The organism is Candidatus Desulfovibrio trichonymphae (genome assembly GCF_002355955.1).
In the GTDB taxonomy this organism is placed as follows: domain Bacteria; phylum Desulfobacterota; class Desulfovibrionia; order Desulfovibrionales; family Desulfovibrionaceae; genus Desulfovibrio; species Desulfovibrio trichonymphae.
In genome coordinates this window covers 699,765-719,742 of sequence record NZ_AP017368.1, presented here as the reverse complement: position 1 = coordinate 719,742, position 19,978 = coordinate 699,765, and the positions used below count along the sequence as shown (strand labels likewise).

The 19,978-nt window shown below is 55.4% G+C and carries 16 protein-coding genes and 1 pseudogene; 8 read left to right on the top strand and 9 right to left on the bottom strand.

The genetic code is table 11. From position 1 onward, the window contains the following. Window positions 1–20 precede the first annotated feature (20 nt). Complete coding sequence (locus RSDT_RS03485; protein ID WP_096399581.1) at window positions 21–1,205, top strand: pyridoxal phosphate-dependent aminotransferase; 1,185 nt, start codon at window positions 21–23, stop codon at window positions 1,203–1,205. A gap of 45 nt (window positions 1,206–1,250) precedes the next feature. On the opposite strand, the gene RSDT_RS03480 is transcribed toward RSDT_RS03485, so the two are convergent. From RSDT_RS03480 to argF, 3 genes are all read right to left on the bottom strand, one after another. Next, on the bottom strand, window positions 1,251–2,513 hold the full coding sequence (locus RSDT_RS03480; RefSeq protein WP_096399580.1) for a dihydroorotase: 1,263 nt from the start codon (window positions 2,511–2,513) through the stop codon (window positions 1,251–1,253). A 44-nt stretch (window positions 2,514–2,557) separates the two neighbouring features. After that, entirely contained in the window at window positions 2,558–3,514 is a 957-nt protein-coding gene (locus RSDT_RS03475; protein WP_096399579.1) for an aspartate carbamoyltransferase catalytic subunit, read from the bottom strand. A gap of 296 nt (window positions 3,515–3,810) precedes the next feature. Then, window positions 3,811–4,830, bottom strand: coding sequence for an ornithine carbamoyltransferase (gene argF, locus RSDT_RS03465; RefSeq protein ID WP_231941757.1), 1,020 nt, complete (start codon window positions 4,828–4,830; stop codon window positions 3,811–3,813). Window positions 4,831–4,915: 85 nt separating this feature from the next. Here argF and priA point away from each other — a divergent pair, with 85 nt between their 5' ends. Further along, window positions 4,916–7,264: a replication restart helicase PriA gene (priA, locus tag RSDT_RS03460; RefSeq protein WP_096399576.1), complete on the top strand. Its 2,349-nt coding sequence runs from the start codon at window positions 4,916–4,918 to the stop codon at window positions 7,262–7,264. Window positions 7,265–7,301: 37 nt separating this feature from the next. On the opposite strand, the gene RSDT_RS03455 is transcribed toward priA, so the two are convergent. The 4 genes and pseudogenes from RSDT_RS03455 to RSDT_RS03440 form a co-directional block, all read right to left on the bottom strand. Beyond that, a complete protein-coding gene (locus RSDT_RS03455) occupies window positions 7,302–8,609 on the bottom strand; it encodes an anaerobic C4-dicarboxylate transporter (RefSeq protein WP_269457521.1) in 1,308 nt (435 codons plus the stop codon). Next, entirely contained in the window at window positions 8,606–10,018 is a 1,413-nt protein-coding gene (locus RSDT_RS03450) for an aspartate ammonia-lyase (protein WP_096399575.1), read from the bottom strand. The genes RSDT_RS03455 and RSDT_RS03450 overlap by 4 nt, the downstream gene beginning before the upstream one ends. Before the next feature lie 314 nt (window positions 10,019–10,332). Further along, window positions 10,333–10,477, bottom strand: a pseudogene (locus tag RSDT_RS07390) (transposase); the annotation flags it as partial. 385 nt (window positions 10,478–10,862) lie between these two features. Continuing rightward, on the bottom strand, window positions 10,863–11,708 hold the full coding sequence (locus tag RSDT_RS03440; protein ID WP_096399573.1) for a 1,4-dihydroxy-6-naphthoate synthase: 846 nt from the start codon (window positions 11,706–11,708) through the stop codon (window positions 10,863–10,865). Window positions 11,709–11,794: 86 nt separating this feature from the next. Here RSDT_RS03440 and mqnE point away from each other — a divergent pair, with 86 nt between their 5' ends. From mqnE to RSDT_RS03425, 3 genes are read left to right on the top strand one after another with little or no spacing between them, the layout of a single operon-like run. After that, window positions 11,795–12,934: an aminofutalosine synthase MqnE gene (gene mqnE, locus RSDT_RS03435; RefSeq protein WP_096399572.1), complete on the top strand. Its 1,140-nt coding sequence runs from the start codon at window positions 11,795–11,797 to the stop codon at window positions 12,932–12,934. Then, window positions 12,931–14,046, top strand: a complete 1,116-nt coding sequence (gene mqnC, locus RSDT_RS03430; protein WP_096399571.1) for a cyclic dehypoxanthinyl futalosine synthase — start codon at window positions 12,931–12,933, stop codon at window positions 14,044–14,046. Before mqnE ends, mqnC begins: the two co-directional genes overlap by 4 nt. Window positions 14,047–14,082: 36 nt before the next feature. Continuing rightward, complete coding sequence (locus tag RSDT_RS03425) at window positions 14,083–14,505, top strand: FKBP-type peptidyl-prolyl cis-trans isomerase (protein WP_096399570.1); 423 nt, start codon at window positions 14,083–14,085, stop codon at window positions 14,503–14,505. Here RSDT_RS03425 and RSDT_RS03420 read toward each other — a convergent pair. Then, complete coding sequence (locus tag RSDT_RS03420; RefSeq protein ID WP_231941915.1) at window positions 14,492–15,811, bottom strand: MATE family efflux transporter; 1,320 nt, start codon at window positions 15,809–15,811, stop codon at window positions 14,492–14,494. The genes RSDT_RS03425 and RSDT_RS03420 overlap by 14 nt on opposite strands. A gap of 52 nt (window positions 15,812–15,863) precedes the next feature. Beyond that, window positions 15,864–17,162, bottom strand: coding sequence for a diaminopimelate decarboxylase (gene lysA, locus RSDT_RS03415; protein WP_096399568.1), 1,299 nt, complete (start codon window positions 17,160–17,162; stop codon window positions 15,864–15,866). Window positions 17,163–17,609: 447 nt separating this feature from the next. Between lysA and rsfS the strand changes: the two genes are divergently transcribed. From rsfS to RSDT_RS03400, 3 genes are all read left to right on the top strand, one after another. Beyond that, on the top strand, window positions 17,610–17,978 hold the full coding sequence (gene rsfS, locus RSDT_RS03410; RefSeq protein ID WP_096399567.1) for a ribosome silencing factor: 369 nt from the start codon (window positions 17,610–17,612) through the stop codon (window positions 17,976–17,978). Beyond that, window positions 17,975–19,498 carry a 2,3-bisphosphoglycerate-independent phosphoglycerate mutase gene (gene gpmI / locus RSDT_RS03405; RefSeq protein ID WP_096399566.1) on the top strand — a complete coding sequence of 508 codons (1,524 nt, stop codon included), beginning with the start codon at window positions 17,975–17,977 and terminating at the stop codon, window positions 19,496–19,498. The genes rsfS and gpmI overlap by 4 nt, the downstream gene beginning before the upstream one ends. Before the next feature lie 76 nt (window positions 19,499–19,574). Then, entirely contained in the window at window positions 19,575–19,817 is a 243-nt protein-coding gene (locus RSDT_RS03400; RefSeq protein ID WP_096399565.1) for a hypothetical protein, read from the top strand. The last annotated feature ends 161 nt before the right edge of the window (window positions 19,818–19,978 follow it).

Genomic DNA, 19,978 nt, shown 5'->3' with positions numbered 1-19,978 from the left:
GTCATGTGGAGGATTATCTTATGCAGATTTCCGAACGTCTTCGCAACGTCAAGCCTTCCCTGACTCTTGCTCTCAACGCCAAAGCTATGGAACTTAAGGCGCAGGGAATCGCGGTAGTAAGCCTTGCTGTAGGCCAGCCGGATTTTCCCACGCCCGCGCATATCTGTGACGCGACCAAGGCAGCCATTGACGCCAATTTTTCAAAATATACGCCCGTGCCCGGCATTCCGGAGCTGCGCGAGGCTGTCGGCGGCTATTTTAAACAACAGTACGATGTGCCCGTGCCGAGGGAATCCGTTATTCTCTCGGCCGGGGGCAAGCAGGCCCTGTTCAATTTTGTGCAGGGAACCATCAATCCGGGTGACGAGGTGCTTGTTCCCGCACCCTGTTGGCTCAGCTATCCGCCAAATGTGGAGCTTGCCGGCGGTGTTCCCGTGCTGGTGCACCCCGGCGTGGAGCATGCCTTCAAAGTCACGCCGGAGATGCTGGAAGCGCACAGAACCCCAAAAACGCGGCTGCTCATTCTCAATTCTCCAAACAACCCCACAGGCGCTGTCTACGCCAAGGCGGAACTCGACGCCCTTGTGGACTGGGCCGTCAGCCACGGCCTGTCTGTGCTGAGCGATGAAATCTACGATCAGCTCGTCTGTGATCCGGCGAAGCCGACCAGCGTCATTGATTGGTTTGTAAAATTTCCGGAGCAGGTAGCCGTGCTCGGCGGCCTTTCCAAAACCTTTGCCATGACGGGCTGGCGCGTGGGCTATCTTGTCGCGCATCCGGATCTCATCAAAAAATTTTCCACCCTTCAGGGGCAGAGCACGGCCAATGTCTGTTCCATTGCCCAAAAAGCCGCGCTAGCCGCGCTGACAGGTCCGATGGACTGCGTGGAAACCATGCGCGCCGCCTTTCAGCGGCGTCGGGACGAGGCCATGAAGGTCATCAAATCTTGGCCTTTTGTCGTCTGCCCGCAGCCGGACGGGGCGTTTTACCTGTTTATAGACGTCCGCCGGTGTTACAATGCAACGGTGCAAAACTCCACGGACATATGCGCGTACCTGCTTGACAAGGCCCGCGTCACGCTTGTGCCGGGGGTCGCCTTTGGCGATGACAACTGCATCCGTCTGTCTTACGCTGTGGCGGACGAAGTGCTTGCCGAGGCGCTTGACCGCATTGGTGCGGCACTGGCGGAACTTGTCCGTCAATAACGTTTCAAGGGCAAATGTGGCGTCAAAATGCTTTCTTGCTAGAATTCATACAACGCGCCTCCCGCCGATCCAATGGCCTTTGACGCGCCCGTGCAGGTTTTGTCCCAAAAAAGGCGTGTTGCGGCTTTTGGAGTGCATGGTGTCCGGGCCGGGCGTCCAGACCTCATCAGGATCGAACAAAAAGAAATCCGCAGGATCGCCGGGCGCGAATCCATTCCAGGGCAGACGGAAAATTTCCGCAGGCCGCTTGCACCAAAGGCGGTGCATGTCCGCCTCGGCAAGCATGTTTTCGCGCACGAGATTCCAAGTAAGGCTCAGAGCAAGATCAAGGCCTGTTATGCCGCAGGGGGCTTCATCCAGCGTGCCGTCTTTTTCATGGGCAGCGTGCGGCGCGTGGTCAGTGACGAGAATGTCTATGAGCCCTTTCTTCACTGCGCGGCACAGGGCCTCGCGGTCTGTCGCGCCGCGCAGGGGGGGGCTCACCTTGGCCGCCGTGTTGTAGCCCGCAAGGGCGCTGTCGTCGAGCAGCAGATAATGGGGGCAGGTCTCGGCACTCACCTGCACGCCGCGCGCTTTGCCCCAGGCTATCACATCCAGGGTAAGGCCGGCGGAAACATGCGCGATATGCACGGGCAGACCCAGATATTCAGCCAGCATGATGTCGCGCGCGGCCTGCGCGGCCTCGCTCACGGCCGGCTGCCCCTTTACACCTAGAAAGCCGCTGACCTCGCCCTCGTTCATCAGCCACCCTCCGGCCAGACGCGGGTCTTCACAGTGATCAATAAAAATCAGGCCGAGATCCGCCGCGTATTCCATGACGCGCCGCACCAGTTCCGCATTTTCCACAGGGCGGCCATCGTTGGAAACGGCCACACAGCCCGCCTCCTTCAACTCCGCCAGAGGGGCCATTCCCTCGCCGTTCAGGCCTACGGTGGCCGCCGCGACGGGATGCAGACGCGGCCCGAACGGGTGGCTTTGCGCGGCGCGCTCCAGCATAAAGCTGGTGACAGATGCCGTATCGTTGACGGGTTTGGTGTTCGCCATGCACAGCACGGCGGAAAAGCCGCCGTGTGCCGCCGCCGCCAGGCCGGAGGCAATGTCTTCCTTATATTCAAAGCCGGGCTCGCGCAGATGAACGTGCGCGTCAATAAACCCCGGCATCAGAACAAGACCGACGGCGTCGAACACTTCACAGCCGTCAGGTGCGGGATGCTGCCCCGCAGGTGTCATTGTCCGTACCCTGTCCCCGTCCACCAGTAAATCTACCGGTGCGCCCAGATGGCGTGCGTTTGTGATGCACAGCGTCATAATTCCCCCCCGATCCCCAATATGTTTGCACCCAGGGCGGGTACTTATGTCGGTTTGCCGTCTCTGCGCGTCGCAAGCAGATAAAGCACCGCCATACGCGTGGACACGCCGGCGGCCACCTGATTGAGCACAAGGCTTGCGGGCGCGTCGGCAATGTCATCGGCAATTTCGAGCCCTCTGTTCAGCGGGCCCGGATGCAGCACCTTGACATCCGTCCCGGCCATAGCAAGATGCGCAGATCCCAGACAATACCGCCGCGAATACTCCGCCAGATCCGGCAAAAGCCTGACCTGCTGGCGCTCCAGCTGCAGGCGCAGGCACATCACCGCGTCCACATTGCGCGCGGCGCGCGAAAGATCGGAAAAGATCTCCACAGGCCAGTTCTCCACACCGGCGGGCAGCAGTGTGCGGGGCGCGCACAGGCGCACGCGCGTTCCAAGCATGGAGAACAAATGCACGTTTGATCTGGCAACGCGGCTGTGGGCTATGTCGCCTAAAATCAACAAGGTGCGGCCCGCAAAACGGCCTTCCCACGCCTCGCGCAGGCTGAAGCAGTCGAGCAGGGCCTGTGTGGGGTGGGCATGCCAGCCGTCACCGCCGTTGACAACGGCGCAGGAGAGCCCCTTCGCCAAATAGGCGGCCGCGCCGCTGCTCGCGTGACGCATGACAATCACGTCCGGCCCCATAGCCTGCAAGGTCAGTGCCGTGTCCTTGAGGCTTTCTCCCTTGTTGAGACTGGAACCGGATTTTGTCAGGGAATACGTGTCGGCCGAGAGCCGCTTGGCGGCCACATCAAAGGATGTTTTGGTACGTGTGCTGTTTTCCACAAAAAACAGCACCACTGTTTTGCCCTTGAGCGTCGGTACTTTTTTGAGCGGACGGCGGTTGATCTCCTGAAAACTGGCGGCCAGATCAAGCAGATGCAGGGTGTCCATCCCGCTTAATTGGGTCACGTCCAGTAAATCCTTGTGAGGCCAGTAATAGCGATTGTCGGCGTTCATAGCTGCTGCGTCTGAAGAGTAAAAAAAACCCCCGCTGAAACCAACGGGGGCGGGAAAAATCCGAAACACTGCTGCAGTTGTGTGGCAATGAGCTTCATGTGTAGCCGTATACAGCGCGCAAACCGTTTTTGTAAAGTAAAAATTGATGCTCGCCGGCGCGGCCCGGCAGGATGCAAACCTGTTTCGGCGCGCGCCGGGTCAGAGGCGCAGGGTCAACTGCGAACATCTTCACAATGTGCCGGATTTTTATCTCACCAATTTCTGAACGTGTTTTTCCCACATGCGGCGGTCAATCTTTATTTCGTCAATGCCTGGGCTTCTTCCGAAAGGGTTGCGACCATAACGGCTTTAATGGTGTGCAGGCGGTTTTCCGCTTCTTCAAATGCCATATTGCGGGGGGATTCAAAGACCTCGTCAGACACTTCCATACAGTCAAGGCCGAAACACCGGTATATGTCTTCGCCGATTGTCGTATCGCGGTTGTGGAAGGCCGGCAGGCAATGCAGAAATTTACAGTCGTCATTGCCGGTTTTTTTCATAACAGCCATATCGACCCGATAGGGCGCAAGCAGGCGGATGCGTTCTTTCCACGCCTCGTCCGGTTCACCCATGGAAACCCAGACGTCGGCATAAAGAAAGTCACAGCCCCTGACTCCCTCATCAACATTTTCCGTGCGCGTGATGCACGCTCCTGTTTTTTTCGCTGTTTCGCAGGCCAGAGCAAATACCTCATCCGACGTCCAGAACTGACGGGGGGCCACAGAGCGGAAATCCACGCCTAATATGGCAGAACCCATCATCAGGGAATTGCCCATATTGTAGCGTGCGTTGCCAAGATAAGCCAGCGTCTGGCGGTTCAGAGGCTTTATACAGCCTTCGCGCATTGTCAGCATGTCGGCCAGCAGTTGCGTCGGATGCCACTCATTCGTTAAACCGTTCCATACCGGCACAGAAGCGAATTGCGCAAGAGATTCCACGCATGACTGGGCGAAGCCGCGGTATTCTATGCCGTCAAAAAAACGGGAGAGCACGCGGGCTGTGTCGGGTATGGATTCCTTTTTCCCCATCTGTGAACCTGACGGGCCAAGGTATGTGACGTTGGCGCCCTGATGGTGCGCGGCTGTTTCAAAAGCGCAGCGGGTGCGCGTGGAATCTTTTTCAAACAGGAGGACAATATTTTTATCTTTCAAAAATTTTTGTTCTCGTCCCGCTTTGCGCGCTTTTTTTAGTTCGGCCGCAAGGTCAAGCAGTTGTGTGAGTTCTTGGGGCGTAAAGTCGTTTTCTTTCAGAAAATCCCTGTTGGGCAGTGTATTCACGTGGAGCTCCGTTTGGGGTATTGCATTTGTCTGTATACATGTTTCGACAAAATATCTCAAGCCTGTCGCGGGAAGGACTGACTGCATGCATGTTGACGTCGCCTTGTTGAGCCCTCCATACAGTGAGTTGTGCTATGAAATGCCGCCGGAATTCCCTGTGGAATTTTGGCGATTCGGCCTGCGGGCGGCGGTGCCGCTTGGCCGGGGAGCGCTCAGGGCCGCTGTGATTCTCGCGCTGCGGCATGAATCCGAACTGCCTGAAGGCATAACCTGCAAGCCCATTTGCTGGCCGCTGGAGGCCGACCCCCTGTTGCCGCCTGACCTGTTGTCGCTGGTGCAGGACATGGCGTTGCGCCAGGGCGTGTCTGTCGGCTGTATTTTGGGGCACGTTTTGCCGAAAGGCCTGCGTTCAGCGAGAATGCGTCTTCGTCGTCTCGGCGCGGGAGGAGCGGAGTCGCTGCCCTTGCGCCGCATTCAGGACGCCGCCCCGGCAGAACGCGCGGAATTTGCGCGGGAAATGTGTGCGGGCAATGCCCGCATTCTGGCGCCAGGCGCGGACGCGGCGAGCGAGGAATATTGTTTTTTGCGCGCAGACCCTCCTTGGTCGGTCAGACCATCGGCCGCACGTCAGCTTGAGGTGCTCGAATATCTGCACGAACATGGAGCCGTGAGCCGCCGCCGTTTGCTGCAACGGTTCGGCAGATATGCCTCATCCCCGTTGCAGGCGCTTGTTGCGGCCGGGCATCTGGCGTTCATGCGCGAAGAAGCAGGAGAAACGGAAGAAGCGATTCTGCTGCCACCGCCGTCCCCTCTCACGCTCAATGCAGATCAGGCCGCAGTGCTTGTGGACCTGCGCGCTGCCCTTGCTCTCGAACGGCCTTCTTCCCGCCTGCTCTTCGGGGTTACGGGCAGCGGCAAGACAGCTGTGTATCTGGAGCTTGCCAAAGCATGCCTTGATTGCGGCAAAAGCGTTATGCTGCTCGCGCCGGAAGTGGCTCTGGCCCACAAGCTGCGCCGTGACGCATCTTGCGCTCTGCCCGACGCGTCTCTCTTTTTTTATCACGGGTATCAGTCTCCGGCACGGCGTGAAGCCGTTTTCCGCTCCCTGGCCGGCAGGGACAAGCCCTGTCTTGTTGTGGGAACACGCTCGGCATTGTTTCTTCCAGTGCCGCGTCTCGGCTGCATTGTGCTTGATGAGGAACATGACGCATCCTTCAAGCAGGATGAAATTCTGTCGTACCAGGCCAAGGAACTGGCCTGGTACAGAATGCGCCACAAGCGCGGTCTGTTGCTGCTCGGATCTGCCACCCCCGACATGAAAACGTGGCATGCGGCGCAAAACGGCAACTTGCCCGTGCTGCGGCTGTCGCGCCGTGTGGGGAACCGGCCTTTGCCTCCGGTGGACATGGTGGACATACAGCATGCGCACATGTTTGCCGCAGCCGGAGGGCTTCTTGCTCCGGAAAGTGAGACGGCACTGCGTGAAACACTGGCGAGGGGTGAACAGGCCGTTGTTTTGCTCAATCGGCGCGGGTACGCTCCGCTTATGTACTGTCTTGATTGCGGCAAAACCCTGCGCTGCCCGCAGTGTGAAATCGGTCTTGCCTACCACAAGGGGCGCGAAAAGCTGATTTGCCACTATTGCGGCTACGCGCTGCCTTTTCCGTCGCCCTGCCGGCATTGCAAGGGCATGAACTACCTGCCTCTTGGCGAAGGCACAGAGCGTCTGGCGGAGCGGCTCGGCACGCTCGCGGGAAGGCCCGTTCTGCGTCTGGACAGGGACAGCACGCGCCGCCCCGGACAGATGGAGGGAATTCTGGCAGCATTTGCGCGGCAGGAGGCCTCTATATTGGTGGGTACACAAATGCTCTCAAAAGGGCATCATTTCCCTCAGGTGACGCTTGTCGTGGCTGCTGACGGAGACCTGGGACTTAATTTGCCGGACTACCGCGCGGCAGAGCGCACGTTTCAGCTGCTGGTGCAGTCCGCAGGCCGTGCAGGGCGCGGCGAAAAACCGGGCCGCGTCCTGATTCAGACGCGGGATGTGCGTCACTATTGTTGGCAATACGTGCGCACCGGCGATTATGAAGGCTTTTATCAAGAAGAGCTGGAACGTCGCCGTCTGCGGAGCTATCCGCCTTTTGTGCGCCTCGCTCTCATACGCATATCCTTTGCCGTTGACGACAAAAACGGGCTTTGCGCCCTTGGCGGTCTTGCAGCCGTTTTGCGCGGGCGGGCGCAGGCCCTCGGCGTTCGCATGCTTGGCCCGGCGCCGGCACCTTTATCCGTTTTGCGCGGGCAGCGTCGCTACCAGTGCTTGCTTAAGGCCGAGGATTGGCCTTCGCTTCGACATGTCTTTTTATTCGCGCAGGCGCAGAAAAAAAACGCCGCCTTGCGTCTTTTTCTTGATCTTGACCCCGTTAACATGCTGTAGGCGGCAACCGATAAAATAAGGAAAACGCGTCAAGATCTTAAAGAATAATGCCGCCAAAAGCAAACCCAAAAACAACTGACAAGAAAATAGTCAATATTCCCGGTATAATGAAAGGATGGTTGAACACATACTTGCCGATGCGGGTAGAACCGGTGTCATCCATTTCCACAGCCGCGAGCAGTGTGGGGTATGTGGGTAGAATGAACAGGGCCGACACAGCGGCAAAGGAAGCCACCAAGGTCACGGGGCTTGCGCCGAGGGCAATGGCCATAGGCATCAGCGCCTTGGCTGTGGACGCCTGAGAATAGAGCAGCATGGCAGCGAAGAAGAGCGTGACAGACAGCAGCCATGGCATGGTTTGCAGCACGCCGCCGGCCAGAGCCTTGATTTCGGCTTCGTGCGCGGCAACAAACGTAGTGCCCAGCCAAGCGACACCCAAAACGCAAATGCAGGCGCTCATGCCGGACTTGAACGTGGGCGCATTCAACACCTTGGTGGCGCCTATCTTGCACAACAAAGCAATGGAGGTAGCCGCAGTCATCATAAAGACAATAATGGCGTTATCGCGGGAGAGAATGATGTTCTCCTTGGCAATGAAACCGACCTTGTCGCTGATGAGGGTTGCGTAGAGCATGACCATAACGATGGCGACAGCAAATATGCAAACAGAACGAAGAGCATGAGGCAGAATTTCAATCTTTTGCGTACCGCGGAGTTTCACCAGACCCGCCTCCAGGCGCGCCTGATAAACGGGGTCGTCCTTCATCTCCTCGCCCAGAAAGTTGGTGACGAAAGATGTCAGGATAACGGCCAGCAGCGTTGTGGGAATACAAATGAGCAGAACCTGGAGATAATCAACGCCGAGCGGCTCCATGACACCGGAAAAGAACACCACCGCTGCGGAGATGGGGGATGCGGTGATGGCGACCTGCGAGGCCACAACGGCAATGGAGAGTGGGCGTGAAGGCCGAATACCCTGCTCTTTGGCCACTTCAGCGATAACCGGAAGCGTCGAGAAGGCAGTGTGCCCGGTGCCTGCCATGACCGTCATAAAAAAGGTCACCAGAGGCGCAAAATAGGTTATATACTTTGGATGTTTCCGCAACAGCTTCTCGGTGGCCGCCACAAGCAGATCCATTCCCCCGGCTACCTGCATGGCCGCAATAGCCGAGATTACCGACATGATAATCAGTATCACGTCAATGGGCATGCCGCCGGGTTTGACGCCCACCAAGGCCAGCAGCAGTACGCCGAAGCCGCCTGCAAAACCGATTCCGATACTGCCCAGGCGGGCACCCAGGTAGATTGCTCCAAGTACTATCAGAAGTTCCAGTACAATCATCATACACCTTTCCCGTTGATGTATTGGGGGTTGATTAAATTCTCAAAAGAAAACACTTCATCCCACTTGTCCTGCGTAATCAGCTTCTTTCCCTTGACAGCGATGTCATGTACGGATTTATTCTCCAGGAAAGCCTCGCGGGCAATCTCCGCACATTGTTTATAGCCCAGAATCGGAGAGAGCTGGGTAACAATTCCCACAGAATTCATGACATAGTCTTTTGTGCGTTCCGCGTTGGCCTTAATGCCGGCCACACAGTTCAGCGTCAAACTGCGGATGGCGTTTTGCAGAGTGCCGATGGACGTAAACAAGGAAAAACCAATCACCGGCTCCATGACATTCAGTTGCAACTGACCGGCGGAAGCGGCAAGCGTTACCGTTGTATCCAGCCCGATAACCAGAAAACAGGTCTGGTTGACCACTTCAGGGATAACAGGGTTGACCTTGCCGGGCATAATGGAAGACCCCGGCTGGAGCTGCGGCAAAAGAATTTCATTCAGTCCGCAGCGCGGGCCGGAAGCCAGCATACGCAAGTCATTGCAGATTTTTGTCATTTTAACAGCCGTGCGTTTCAAAACACCGGAAAGTTGCACATAGGCACCGGTATCGGATGTGGCTTCAATGAGGTCGCTGGCAAGGACAAAGTCAATACCGCTGAATTCAGAGAGGTATTTGGTTACCAGGTCAGGATAATTGGACGGCGTATTGACACGGGTGCCGATGGCTGTCGCGCCGAGGTTGATTTCACGCAACAGATTGCGTGATTCCATGACTCTTTCAATTTCTTCACCGATGGTTGTTGCAAAGCCATTGAACTCCGAGCCAAGAGACATGGGCACAGCATCCTGCAAATGGGTGCGGCCCATTTTCAACACACGGGAAAATTCCTTGCCTTTGGCGGCGAAGGCTTCCTGCAGGGCTTTCAGTGCCTCGGCAAATTCTCTCAACCGCATAATCAGGGCAAGGCGAAAAGCTGTCGGATAAGCGTCATTGGTGGACTGCGAGCAGTTCACATGGTCGTTGGGACTGACAGTTGAGTATTCCCCTTTGGGTTTACCCAAAATTTCCAGAGCGACATTCGCGATAACCTCATTGGCGTTCATATTGATGGAAGTGCCGGCCCCTCCCTGGATGAGGTCTGTAACAAACTGATCCGCATATTCACCGGCAATCAGTTTGTCGCAAGCCTTCATGACGGCATCGGCGACAGGATTCTCCAAAGAACCGCATTCCATATTGGCCCTGGCAGCGGCTTTTTTTACAAAGCCGAAGGCTTTTATCAAGGCCTTTTCATGCGAAACAGTAATGCCTGTAATGTGAAAATTTTCTTTGCCGCGCAGTGTCTGCACCCCATAATACGCGTTATCCGGCAACTCTCTTTCACCCAAAGAATCTTTTTCTTTACGACTCATGATTTTCCTCCGGTTTTACCCGCCTTGACGTAAATCTGTTCCGCCATCCGATTTTTCGCGAAAACGGTACACTCCAAAAGCGTTCTCCAGCCAGAGATACAGAAATTAACCAGTCTTCTTTCAGTCCGGCATCAAGCTTGTTACTGTCATAAGCCTTATCACCTAATCAGCCGCATAGGCAATTCATTTGTAAACGTACAGTCAAGAGTATCCTCGACCAAGGTCATTTCATGAGGCGACGCGCTTGCCACGTAAACGGCGAGAGGAAAACCGGCAGCGTCTGCCACTGCTATATGGCATGTCTGGTATGGCGGATACCGCTCAGGTAAATCTTTGCCATGGTGTGCCGGTACGAAGTATCCACAGTGCTCCGTTTAAAATGGAACGTGGATCATTCAGTGACGGCCTGCCTGTCTTGCCCTCTCGGACCTTTTTGTGTGGCGGAAAGCAAAGGTTCATTGGTAATGTCCATTCCTTACTTAATGCAGGAGTCAAACAGAAAAGTCTAGAGTTTTTATAGAGATTAAAACGTTTTGATTATGAGATGGCTTCTAGTATCATATACAGCCCACGCTCCCAACCTCTTACCAGTCGCCACTTAGTCGAATAAATATGCTGGAGGACACATCGGCAAAAAATTCTTTACAACGGGCGTAATGGCGACCGGCAGCCAACGGATCAGCCGGATTTTTGCCGCGTCCGGACCAGCAGTGTCATGCCGCTGTGGAATAACGGGGTGCATGCGGATCCGTCCACAGCGGATACCGGCACGGGGATCGCCATGCCGGAGAATGGCGGGAACAGGAGCCTGATTCCTGAGCCGGTTAGGGAATGATGATTCCTATCAGCGCAGAAAAAGTCCTTCAGCCGGCAGGCGTCTGCCTTGCAGTTCGGCGGCCCGGCCGACAAGCGTTTCTATGGCTGTACTGCCAATCTGCCCGAGATCAAGGCTGAAATCAGTAACAAATGTTTTAATATGCGATGCAATCACATCTGCCTCCATTTCCTGGGCGTAGGCGCGTACAAAATTTTTGGAAGCCTTGGGCGTTGCCAGTGCGTAGGCGAGGCTGGCGGCAATGGCTGTCTGAACAGATCCGGCCGTCGCAAAGGGAATGTCACGGCGTATCGCAATGACCCCCAACGGCAACGGCATGTGAAAGAGAGTTTCCCACCATTCCCCCAAGTCAAGAATTTTTACGAGCCCCATACGTTTGTAGGTGAAGCGGCCCTCATGTATGATCACGCCCATGCCAGTCTCTCCACGCTGCACGGCGGGCATGACATCGCTGAAAAGCATTTCCTTGCGCTGTCCTTGAAAGTCCCCATGCAGATCGAGAAGCAGATTTGCCGTCGTCATCAGACCAGGTATCGCAACGCTTGCCATACGCCTGTCCTGTTGCCGCAAGGCTGCGCGCGCCACTATGAGCGGGCCGCATCCCCAGCCGAGGGCGGCGCCTGAGGAAAGAAGGGCATAGTCGTCCATAATGTGTGCAACAACTCCCAAGGATATCTTGGTTACATCTAGCTGTCTGTTTCGCGCAAGTGTGTTGAGCTCCTCCACATCGGCAATGTGTGCTTTGGTCTTGAACGGCGCGGGCGTCAGCCCGTGCAACAGAGCGTGAAAGATATACGTGTCGTTCGGGCAGGGCGAAAGCCCGAGGGTCAGAGCATTGAGCGGGGAATTCGGCATTTTTCCCTCACATTGACAGTGTGCGTCGGCGGGTTTATCTTACCGGGCGTTGATGCGACCGCCATTCAACGCTCAGGATTGGGCCCATGCTTGACGCAGTATATTATGCCGACCTCGGCCTTTCGTCCATATACGATAAAGTGCTGACAGGGCGCCGTCTGAGTTATGACGATGGCCTTGAACTTTTTAATTGTCCAGATATTACGGCCGTAGGAGCTCTTGCTTTTCATGTGCGCTGCCGCCTGCACGCAGACGCTGCTTTTTATGTCGTAAACAGGCAAATCAACTATACCAATATCTGCGTAAGTACTTGTGTATTTTGCGCTTTTCATAGAAGTGCGGCAAGCGACGCCGGCGCGTTTACCTTGAGCAGGGAAGAGATACTGGCACGTTTGCGTAAGGCTGATCAAAGTCCGTTGCGTCTTGATGAATTGCATATTGTGGGAGGCTGCCACCCGGAATTACCTCTTGCCTGGTTTGAAGACCTTCTGCGCACGGTTCTGGATTTGAATCCACAACTGTCTGTCAAGGCGTTTACCCCTGTTGAAATAGCGCATTTTGCAAATATTGAGGGCGTGAGCTCCCTGGAAATTCTCAAACGTCTCAAGACGGCGGGTCTTGTGATGATGCCGGGCGGCGGCGCCGAAATTTTTGACGAAACGTTGCGTCCGCAGATCTGTCCGCATAAAGCCGACGCAAAGACCTGGCTGCGGATTTCCGGCGAGGCCCACTCTCTTGGCATAAAAACCAATTGCACCATGCTTTTCGGGCATCTTGAAAATTTTGCACAGCGTGTGGATCATTTATGCCGCTTGCGTGAGCAGCAGGATAAAAGCGGGGGCTTTACCTGCTTTATTCCCCTGCCTTTTTTAACGGAAAACAGTGCTCTTAAATTGCCGGACGACAAGCTGGGACCGCAGCGCGGGCTTGATCAACTGCGCACTGTTGCCGTCTCAAGGCTGATGCTGGACAATATACCGCATATCAAGGCCTATTGGATCATGCTGGGACCAAAGCTTGCGCAGACTGCGCTCTGGTACGGAGCTGATGATCTGGACGGCACAATTATTGAGGAACATATCGGCCATATGGCCGGAGCGGCTTCTTCCCGGGGGCTGACCATACAGAATCTGGAAGCCATGATACGAAGTTCCGGTTTCAGAGCGGTGCGGCGCAATGCCGTTTTTGACTGTCTGGGTCCGTACAATGCTGAGGCGCAGCCATGATGTTTGATCGCGCGCGCAGTCCTTTTGGAGAAGACGCCGATGTAGGGGAAGCGGCTGATCTTGCGGCGCGCGGGAAGCGCCTTGATCGACGGGCGGCGGATATCTTGTATTACAGAGCAAGTCCGCACACGCTGGCGTCTCTTGCCCACTCCATGCGTTTGCGGCTGCATCCGAAGGCTTTTGTGACGTACGTTGGGGACCGCAATATCAATTATTCCAATGTGTGTGTGTGCGGTTGCCGTTTTTGCGCGTTTTTTCGGCCGCCGGAGAGCAAGGAAGGCTATGTGATCAGCCGTGAGGAAATGGCGAGCAAGGTCGAGGAAACACTGCGACTCGGCGGCACGCAGATTTTGTTGCAAGGCGGTCATCATCCGGGTTTGCCCCTTGAATGGTACGAAGATTTGTTACGCTGGCTGCGCACCACCTGGCCTGGCCTGCATATCCATGCCTTTTCACCGCCGGAGATTTTTTTCTGGTCACAAAAGTTCAAGCTTTCCGTGAAAGAAATTTTGTCTCGTTTAAGGGCAGCGGGTTTGCATTCCTTGCCTGGGGGCGGCGCGGAAATTCTGCATAATGATGTGAGAGCGCGGGTTTCCCCCAACAAATGTTCAGCCGACCAATGGCTTTTCGTGATGGAAGAGGCGCATAAACAGGGCCTGCGCACTACGGCGACGATGATGTTCGGTCATGTGGAAGAGCCGTCACATCGCCTTGATCACCTTTTTGCGGTGCGCTCGTTACAGGATCGCACTCAGGGATTTACAGCTTTTATTCCCTGGACATTTCAGCCCGCGTACACCCGTATCCGCTGCACTCCGCTGCCGGCACCGGCGTATCTGCGACTGCTGGCGCTTTCCCGACTGGTTCTGGACAATATTTTGAATATCCAGGCATCCTGGGTGACAATGGGCCCGCAGGTTGCCCAGCTTGCCCTGTATTATGGCGCGAATGATTTCGGTTCACTCATGATTGAAGAAAATGTTGTGGCTGCCGCAGGCGTGTCTCACAGCCTGAGCCGTGCCGAGATACACAAGGTCATACGCGCGGCCGGCTTTGCCCCCGTGCAGCGCACTATGGACTACACGCCCGTGGAACCGCAGCCCGAGATGTGATTTCACCACACGGGCAATCTTTTGCAGGGAGGCAGCATGTCCGTGAAACGAGGGGATACCGTAAGAGCCCATTACACCGGCACATTGGCGGATGGCACTGTTTTTGACTCTTCTAGGGAGCGTGAGCCTCTGGAATTTACCATGGGCCGGGGGATGCTGATCCCCGGCTTTGAGGCAGCGGTTGAAGGGCATGAGCACGGAGAAACTGTGACTGTCACCGTGCCGTCGGATCAAGCTTACGGCGACATGGATCCTGAACTTGTCTTCACCGTGTCGCGTGCCCAAGTTCCGGGGCATATTCCTCTGGAGGTGGGCACAGCTCTTCAGCTTTCCAATGAGCAGGGGCAGATGGATGTGGTTATTACGGATGTCGGGGAAGATGAGATCACGCTCGACGCCAACCATCCTTTAGCCGGCGAGGATCTGACGTTTGAAATTGAAATCGTCAGTGTGGGGTGATATGCCGCGGCTGGTGTAAATTTTTCATGGCAAAGCGCGTCCAGTTGCAGCAAAGTACAACATAGAGCATGATGCATGTTTGCAGACATTGTGAACACAGCATAGCCAAAAATACGCCTGCTGCTGTACCCCAGAGGATGTGCCCCAATAACCAGCCGAGCGGAAGACGTACTATCCAAAATGTGCCGCCAAAAATTATCAGGTTGTATCTTGTAGCGCCGGCCCCCACCATAATTCCGCCCATGACAGTGCTTGCGATGGAAAAGGGCGTGGACAGCAGGTTATACGTCAGGTAGCTGATAATCTGTGCTTGCGTACCGGGCGCATGGGAGAGCATTTGCGCTATTTCCTGACGGAAAGGCCAGAGCAGCGCGGCAATGAGGCTCATGGCAAGTGTGCCCGCTCCCACCATTTGCAGCCCCACGCGTTTTGCCTCGCCCGGGTTGTCCGCCCCCAGACAGTTGCCCACTAAAACGGCAACGGACATATTGAACGCCATGCCGGGCAGAAAGAGCAGCGCTTCCATCCGCAGGCCGGCAGTCAGGCCGGCCAGCGCGTTCACACTGTCTAACGGCAGTGCCGCCACCAGCACAAACAGCGTGAGATAGCCTGATTGCCAGACAATATGCGCAGCGCCCGCGGGCAGAGCCACCCGCAGCAGATAGGGCAGGCCTGCCCCGAGCCAGCGTAAAGACGGCAAGACATGGCGTGAGAGATAGCCAGAACGGACAAGCAACAGGCAATTGCAGACAGCTCCCAGCACCTGTACGCTCAAATTTGTCCAGACAAGACCCATATAACCGCATGCGGGCAGGCCGAAATAGCCGAGACCAAAGCCAAGGCAGGCCAGCAGATTGACGGCGCAAACCAGCGCCGCTACCCGGAGCGGCTGCAGAACCTGCCTCGTAGCGCGAAACATGGTGCCCGTGGCGGCGTACAAATACTGAGCCGGCAAAGCAAGCATGGTGACTTGCCATATTTCGTGCACGACCGGCATGATTGTGTTCGGCACCATGAGAAAAACAAGAATGTGATCTCCAAAACAATAGCCTGCAACAGCTACAAAAATGCCGAGGATAAGACTGCCCAGCACCGTCGTGGCTATATAGCGTTGAGCGCGGCAGGTTTTTCGCGCGCCGAGAGATTGTGCGATCGCGGCTGTAGCCCCGCTTGCAAGAGCCATGGCAACAACCATAAGGAAGATGGAAGATTGCGTCACCATGCCGAGAGCAGCCTGCACGTCGGCGCTGATTTGTCCCGCCACCCAGACCATGATGAAACCCATGAAGAATACAAGGTACATCATAAGCATCTGGGGCCAGGTAAGCCGCCAGATTGCGCCTGGCGACGTGCTGAGGTCAGGATTGTTCATTCGAGGCGCGGCTGTCAAAACAGCGGGCAAGATCTTCCAGCGTTTCACGGCGGCGGATCAGATCAGTCGTGCCGTCATGGCGAATAAGCACTTCAGCGGGGAGGCAGCGCTGGTTATAATGTGACGCCATAACAAAACCGTACGCGCCGGCATCCAGTATGCCCAGCACATCTTCTTCCTCAATAACAGGCAACAGACGGTTTTTGGCCAAAATATCTCCGCTTTCACAGATATTGCCTACAATGGTCTGCAACATCGGCGCGGTGTTGCTGCCCCGCCTGTCTGAGGGACGGTAAATTTCCACATCATGAAAAGAGTCGTACATGGCCGGACGCACCAGAACATTGAAACCCAGATCTGTTCCGACATACCGTTTGTCGCCGTTGTTTTTGACAGCGTGCACCCTGCCGAGCAGAATGCCGCATTCGGCAACAATATAGCGACCGGGTTCAATCAAAAATCGACCTTGATACCCTGATTTTTCCGACCAGCTGTTGAGCATGGCGTGCAGACGCCTGCCGAGCTCGATCAGATCGAGTCTTGGTTTTTTTTCATATTTATGATAGGGAATGCCGAAACCCCCTCCAAAATCGATCAGTTCCAATTGTGCAAAAATATTGTCCGGCAGGGCTTCCGCCAGATGTAGCAAAATTTGTGCCGCGTTCAGATAGCCGTCCGATTCCATAAAGAGTGAGCCGATATGCTGGTTGATGCCAGCGAGCGTTAGATGATGGTGTTGGAGCAGGGCAATAACGCCATCCGTCTTGTCAGGTGTAATGCCAAATTTTGTTTCCTTGCCGGCGGTGATGACTTTGGCGTGATGGCCGGCGCCTATGCCCGGATTAAAGCGAACCATCACTTTTCCATGCCGGTTGAGACGGCCCAGCGTATCCAGTTGAGAGAGGGAATCCACACTGATGAGCAGGTTATGCGCCAGAGCGTTTTTCAACTCAGATTCAGAATTATTGTTGGAGATATAAAGTATTTCGCTGGACTGGAATCCTGAGAGCTTATCCAGATAGAGCTCTCCGGGGCTCATGGCGTCGACTACGAGACCTTCCTCACGTATAATTTTCAAGAGAACGGGATTGGTATTTGCCTTGACTGAATAATTGACTCCAAATCCCGGGTGGCGTGAAAGATTCAGTAAATCCCGGCAGCGCTCCCGCAGCAGGTTTTCGTTGTAAACATACAAGGGCGTGCCGTATGTTGCGGCGAGTTCGCAAGGCGTGTAAGAACCGTAGAAGTTCAGATTGTCGGTGTATGCAGATCTGACTTGAGACATAAGACACTCCTATAGAATACCGGCAGCCTTAAAAAAATGAAATTACACTGCGCCTCATTGCCGTCCGGTTAAGGGGTAAAGAAAAATGTCCAAAACCTCTCTGATTTGTGGTATGAATTTGTTGCACAACTTTCTATCACTTAAGGAGATTTTGAACATGGTTCTTACTATCGCACTCTTCTCGCAAACGCTATCTCTCATTCCCGGACATGTTTTTTAAAAAGTTGAGCACAGGCGCACAAAACAGGACAATTCTTCACGCAAATTCTGATTTAAAGAGCAGGCCACAATCCGCGATGGCGAAAAATCCAGAATGATAATCAATTTAACTTGTTATCCCTGCCAGCTTAACTGGGCAGCAGTGTACAAAAAATACAAAATATCGTCCACAAATCAAAGTATACAAAGCGCATTGCTCTTCCTTCTGCTTTGGTATAAAGGCAAGACATGGAAGCAACACTGCCGCAAAAGCGGACAACGACTCCGGCGGAGAAACTGGACGACCTGAAACGTCTGCTTGAAGAACGCAAAGCGGAACGCATTGTCTGCCTTGATCTTGCGGAACAAGGCTTTTTTACCGAATCGCTTGTTGTGCTTACCGCAAATTCCGCGCGGCACGCGAGAAGCCTGGCGGACGATATCGCCGCCTTGTGCCATGAACGCTCCTGGGAATTTCTGCGCGCGGAAGGCTATGTGGTCGGCCGGTGGATTCTGGTGGATTTGAACGATATTGTGCTGAATATTTTTCTTGAGCCCGTGCGGGATCTTTACCACCTGGAATCCCTCTGGGGCTTCGTCAAAGAGTCAACAACATGACTCCCGCACTGCTTCTGATTCTCGACGGCTGGGGCATTGCCCCGCCCGGACCCGGCAATGCAATATCCCTTGCCGACACGTCTCATCTAGATGTGCTCTCGGCACAATGCCCGCATTCCCGTCTTGCCGCTTCCAGCCTTGATGTGGGCCTGCCCAGAGGATATATGGGCAATTCTGAAGTCGGCCATCTGAACATCGGCGCAGGCCGTGTGGTCTATCAGGACATGACGCGTATTGAATTCGCACTGGAAGACGGCTCCCTTGCCGCCAATCCGGTACTGAACAATTTGTTTGCCGACGTTGTGCGTAGCGGCGGCAGGCTGCATCTGGTCGGCCTGCTTTCCGACGGCGGCGTGCACAGCCATATCCGGCATCTCAAAGCCTTGTGCACATTGGCAGCTGAAGTCGGCATGCCTGTGCGCGTGCACTGCGTGACAGACGGCCGCGACACAGACCCCCAAAGCGGCGCCAACTTTATGCGCGACCTTGAGGCGCATATTACGCCGCTTGACAATGTGCGCATTGCCGACATAGTGGGGCGTTTTTATGCCATGGACCGTGACAAGCGCTGGGAACGCGTCTCCATTGCGTGGAATTTGCTGGCACATGGCGCGGGAGAGCCGGCGCAGAATCCTGCGCACGCGCTTGAGATATCTTATCATTCTGATATTACAGATGAATTTATTAAACCCATGTGTTTTGACACGGGCGATGAGTCGGGCATGGCTGATGGCGATGCCGTCTTTTTTTTCAATTTTCGGGCAGACCGCATGCGTGAGCTGACGGAAGCCTTTATTACGCCGGACTTTGCGGCCTTTGATCGGGGCCGTGTGCCCGTGCTGTCCGGGACGGCTTCCATGACGGCATACGATGAGCGTTTTTTTCTACCCGCCGCTTTTCCCAAGGATGTGATACGACTGGGTCTTGGCGAAACGCTTTCGCAATGCGGTCTGCGCCAGCTGCGTCTTGCGGAAACGGAAAAATATGCCCATGTTACCTATTTTTTCAACGGCGGGCTGGAAGATCCCTTTGACGGAGAAGACCGCATTCTCATTGACTCACCGCGTGACGTGTCCACGTATGATCTGAAGCCGGCCATGAGCGCCCGCGCTGTGACAGACGCTTTTGTAACAGCTTGGAACAAAGGCATTTATGACCTTGTGGTCTGCAATCTGGCCAACGGCGACATGGTTGGACACACCGGCGTGCTGCCGGCCGTCATTGAAGCCTGCAGCGTTGTGGACGAGTGCGTGGGACGCATGGCGTCAGCCGTGCGGGCGCGCGGCGGGCGTATGTTCATTATCGCCGACCACGGCAATTGCGAAACCATGCTTACAAAAGACGGCCGCCCACAGACGGCACACACTACCAATCCCGTTCCTTGCATTCTGCTGGAGCCCGGCGGATCCATCACACGCCTTGCCGACGGCAGGCTGGCCGACGTGGCGCCCACCCTGCTGGCGCTCTGGGGCATTGACGCCCCGTCCATGACAGGTCAGAATCTGACTGCCGTCGGGTAAACGGCGAACCGCTGCATGTCCGCCATCGGGTGGATTATGGAAACCCGTTATCACATCATGACAGATTGAGGCAAATATGTCTGGAAAACTCAGACCGCTTACTCCTGTGCCTCCGGACGGCATGGAAATCATCTTTTTTTACCGGTGTCCGCACTGCGGCAAACACGTGCCGCTGATCAACCCCACGGAACCCAAAATGGCCGCGTGTGACGCTTGCTCACTGGCCTTTCCCATTATCCCTGTGGACGAACACGGACTGCAGTATCTGCGCACCATGCTGGCGGGCGGCAAGGCGGCTTCTTCGCCGGATTTTTTGTGACGCCGCAGACGCCAGACCTCCTATAGACTTTTTAGATGTGTCTGCCTTGGGGTTGACCGCCCGCGCTTTTGACAAGCGTGCCGTACGCGGGCATTATTTACAAACGTGGGGGAGCGCCATGCCTCCGGCCTGTCTTTCCCCCCCGCTGTTCCTGTTCGTTG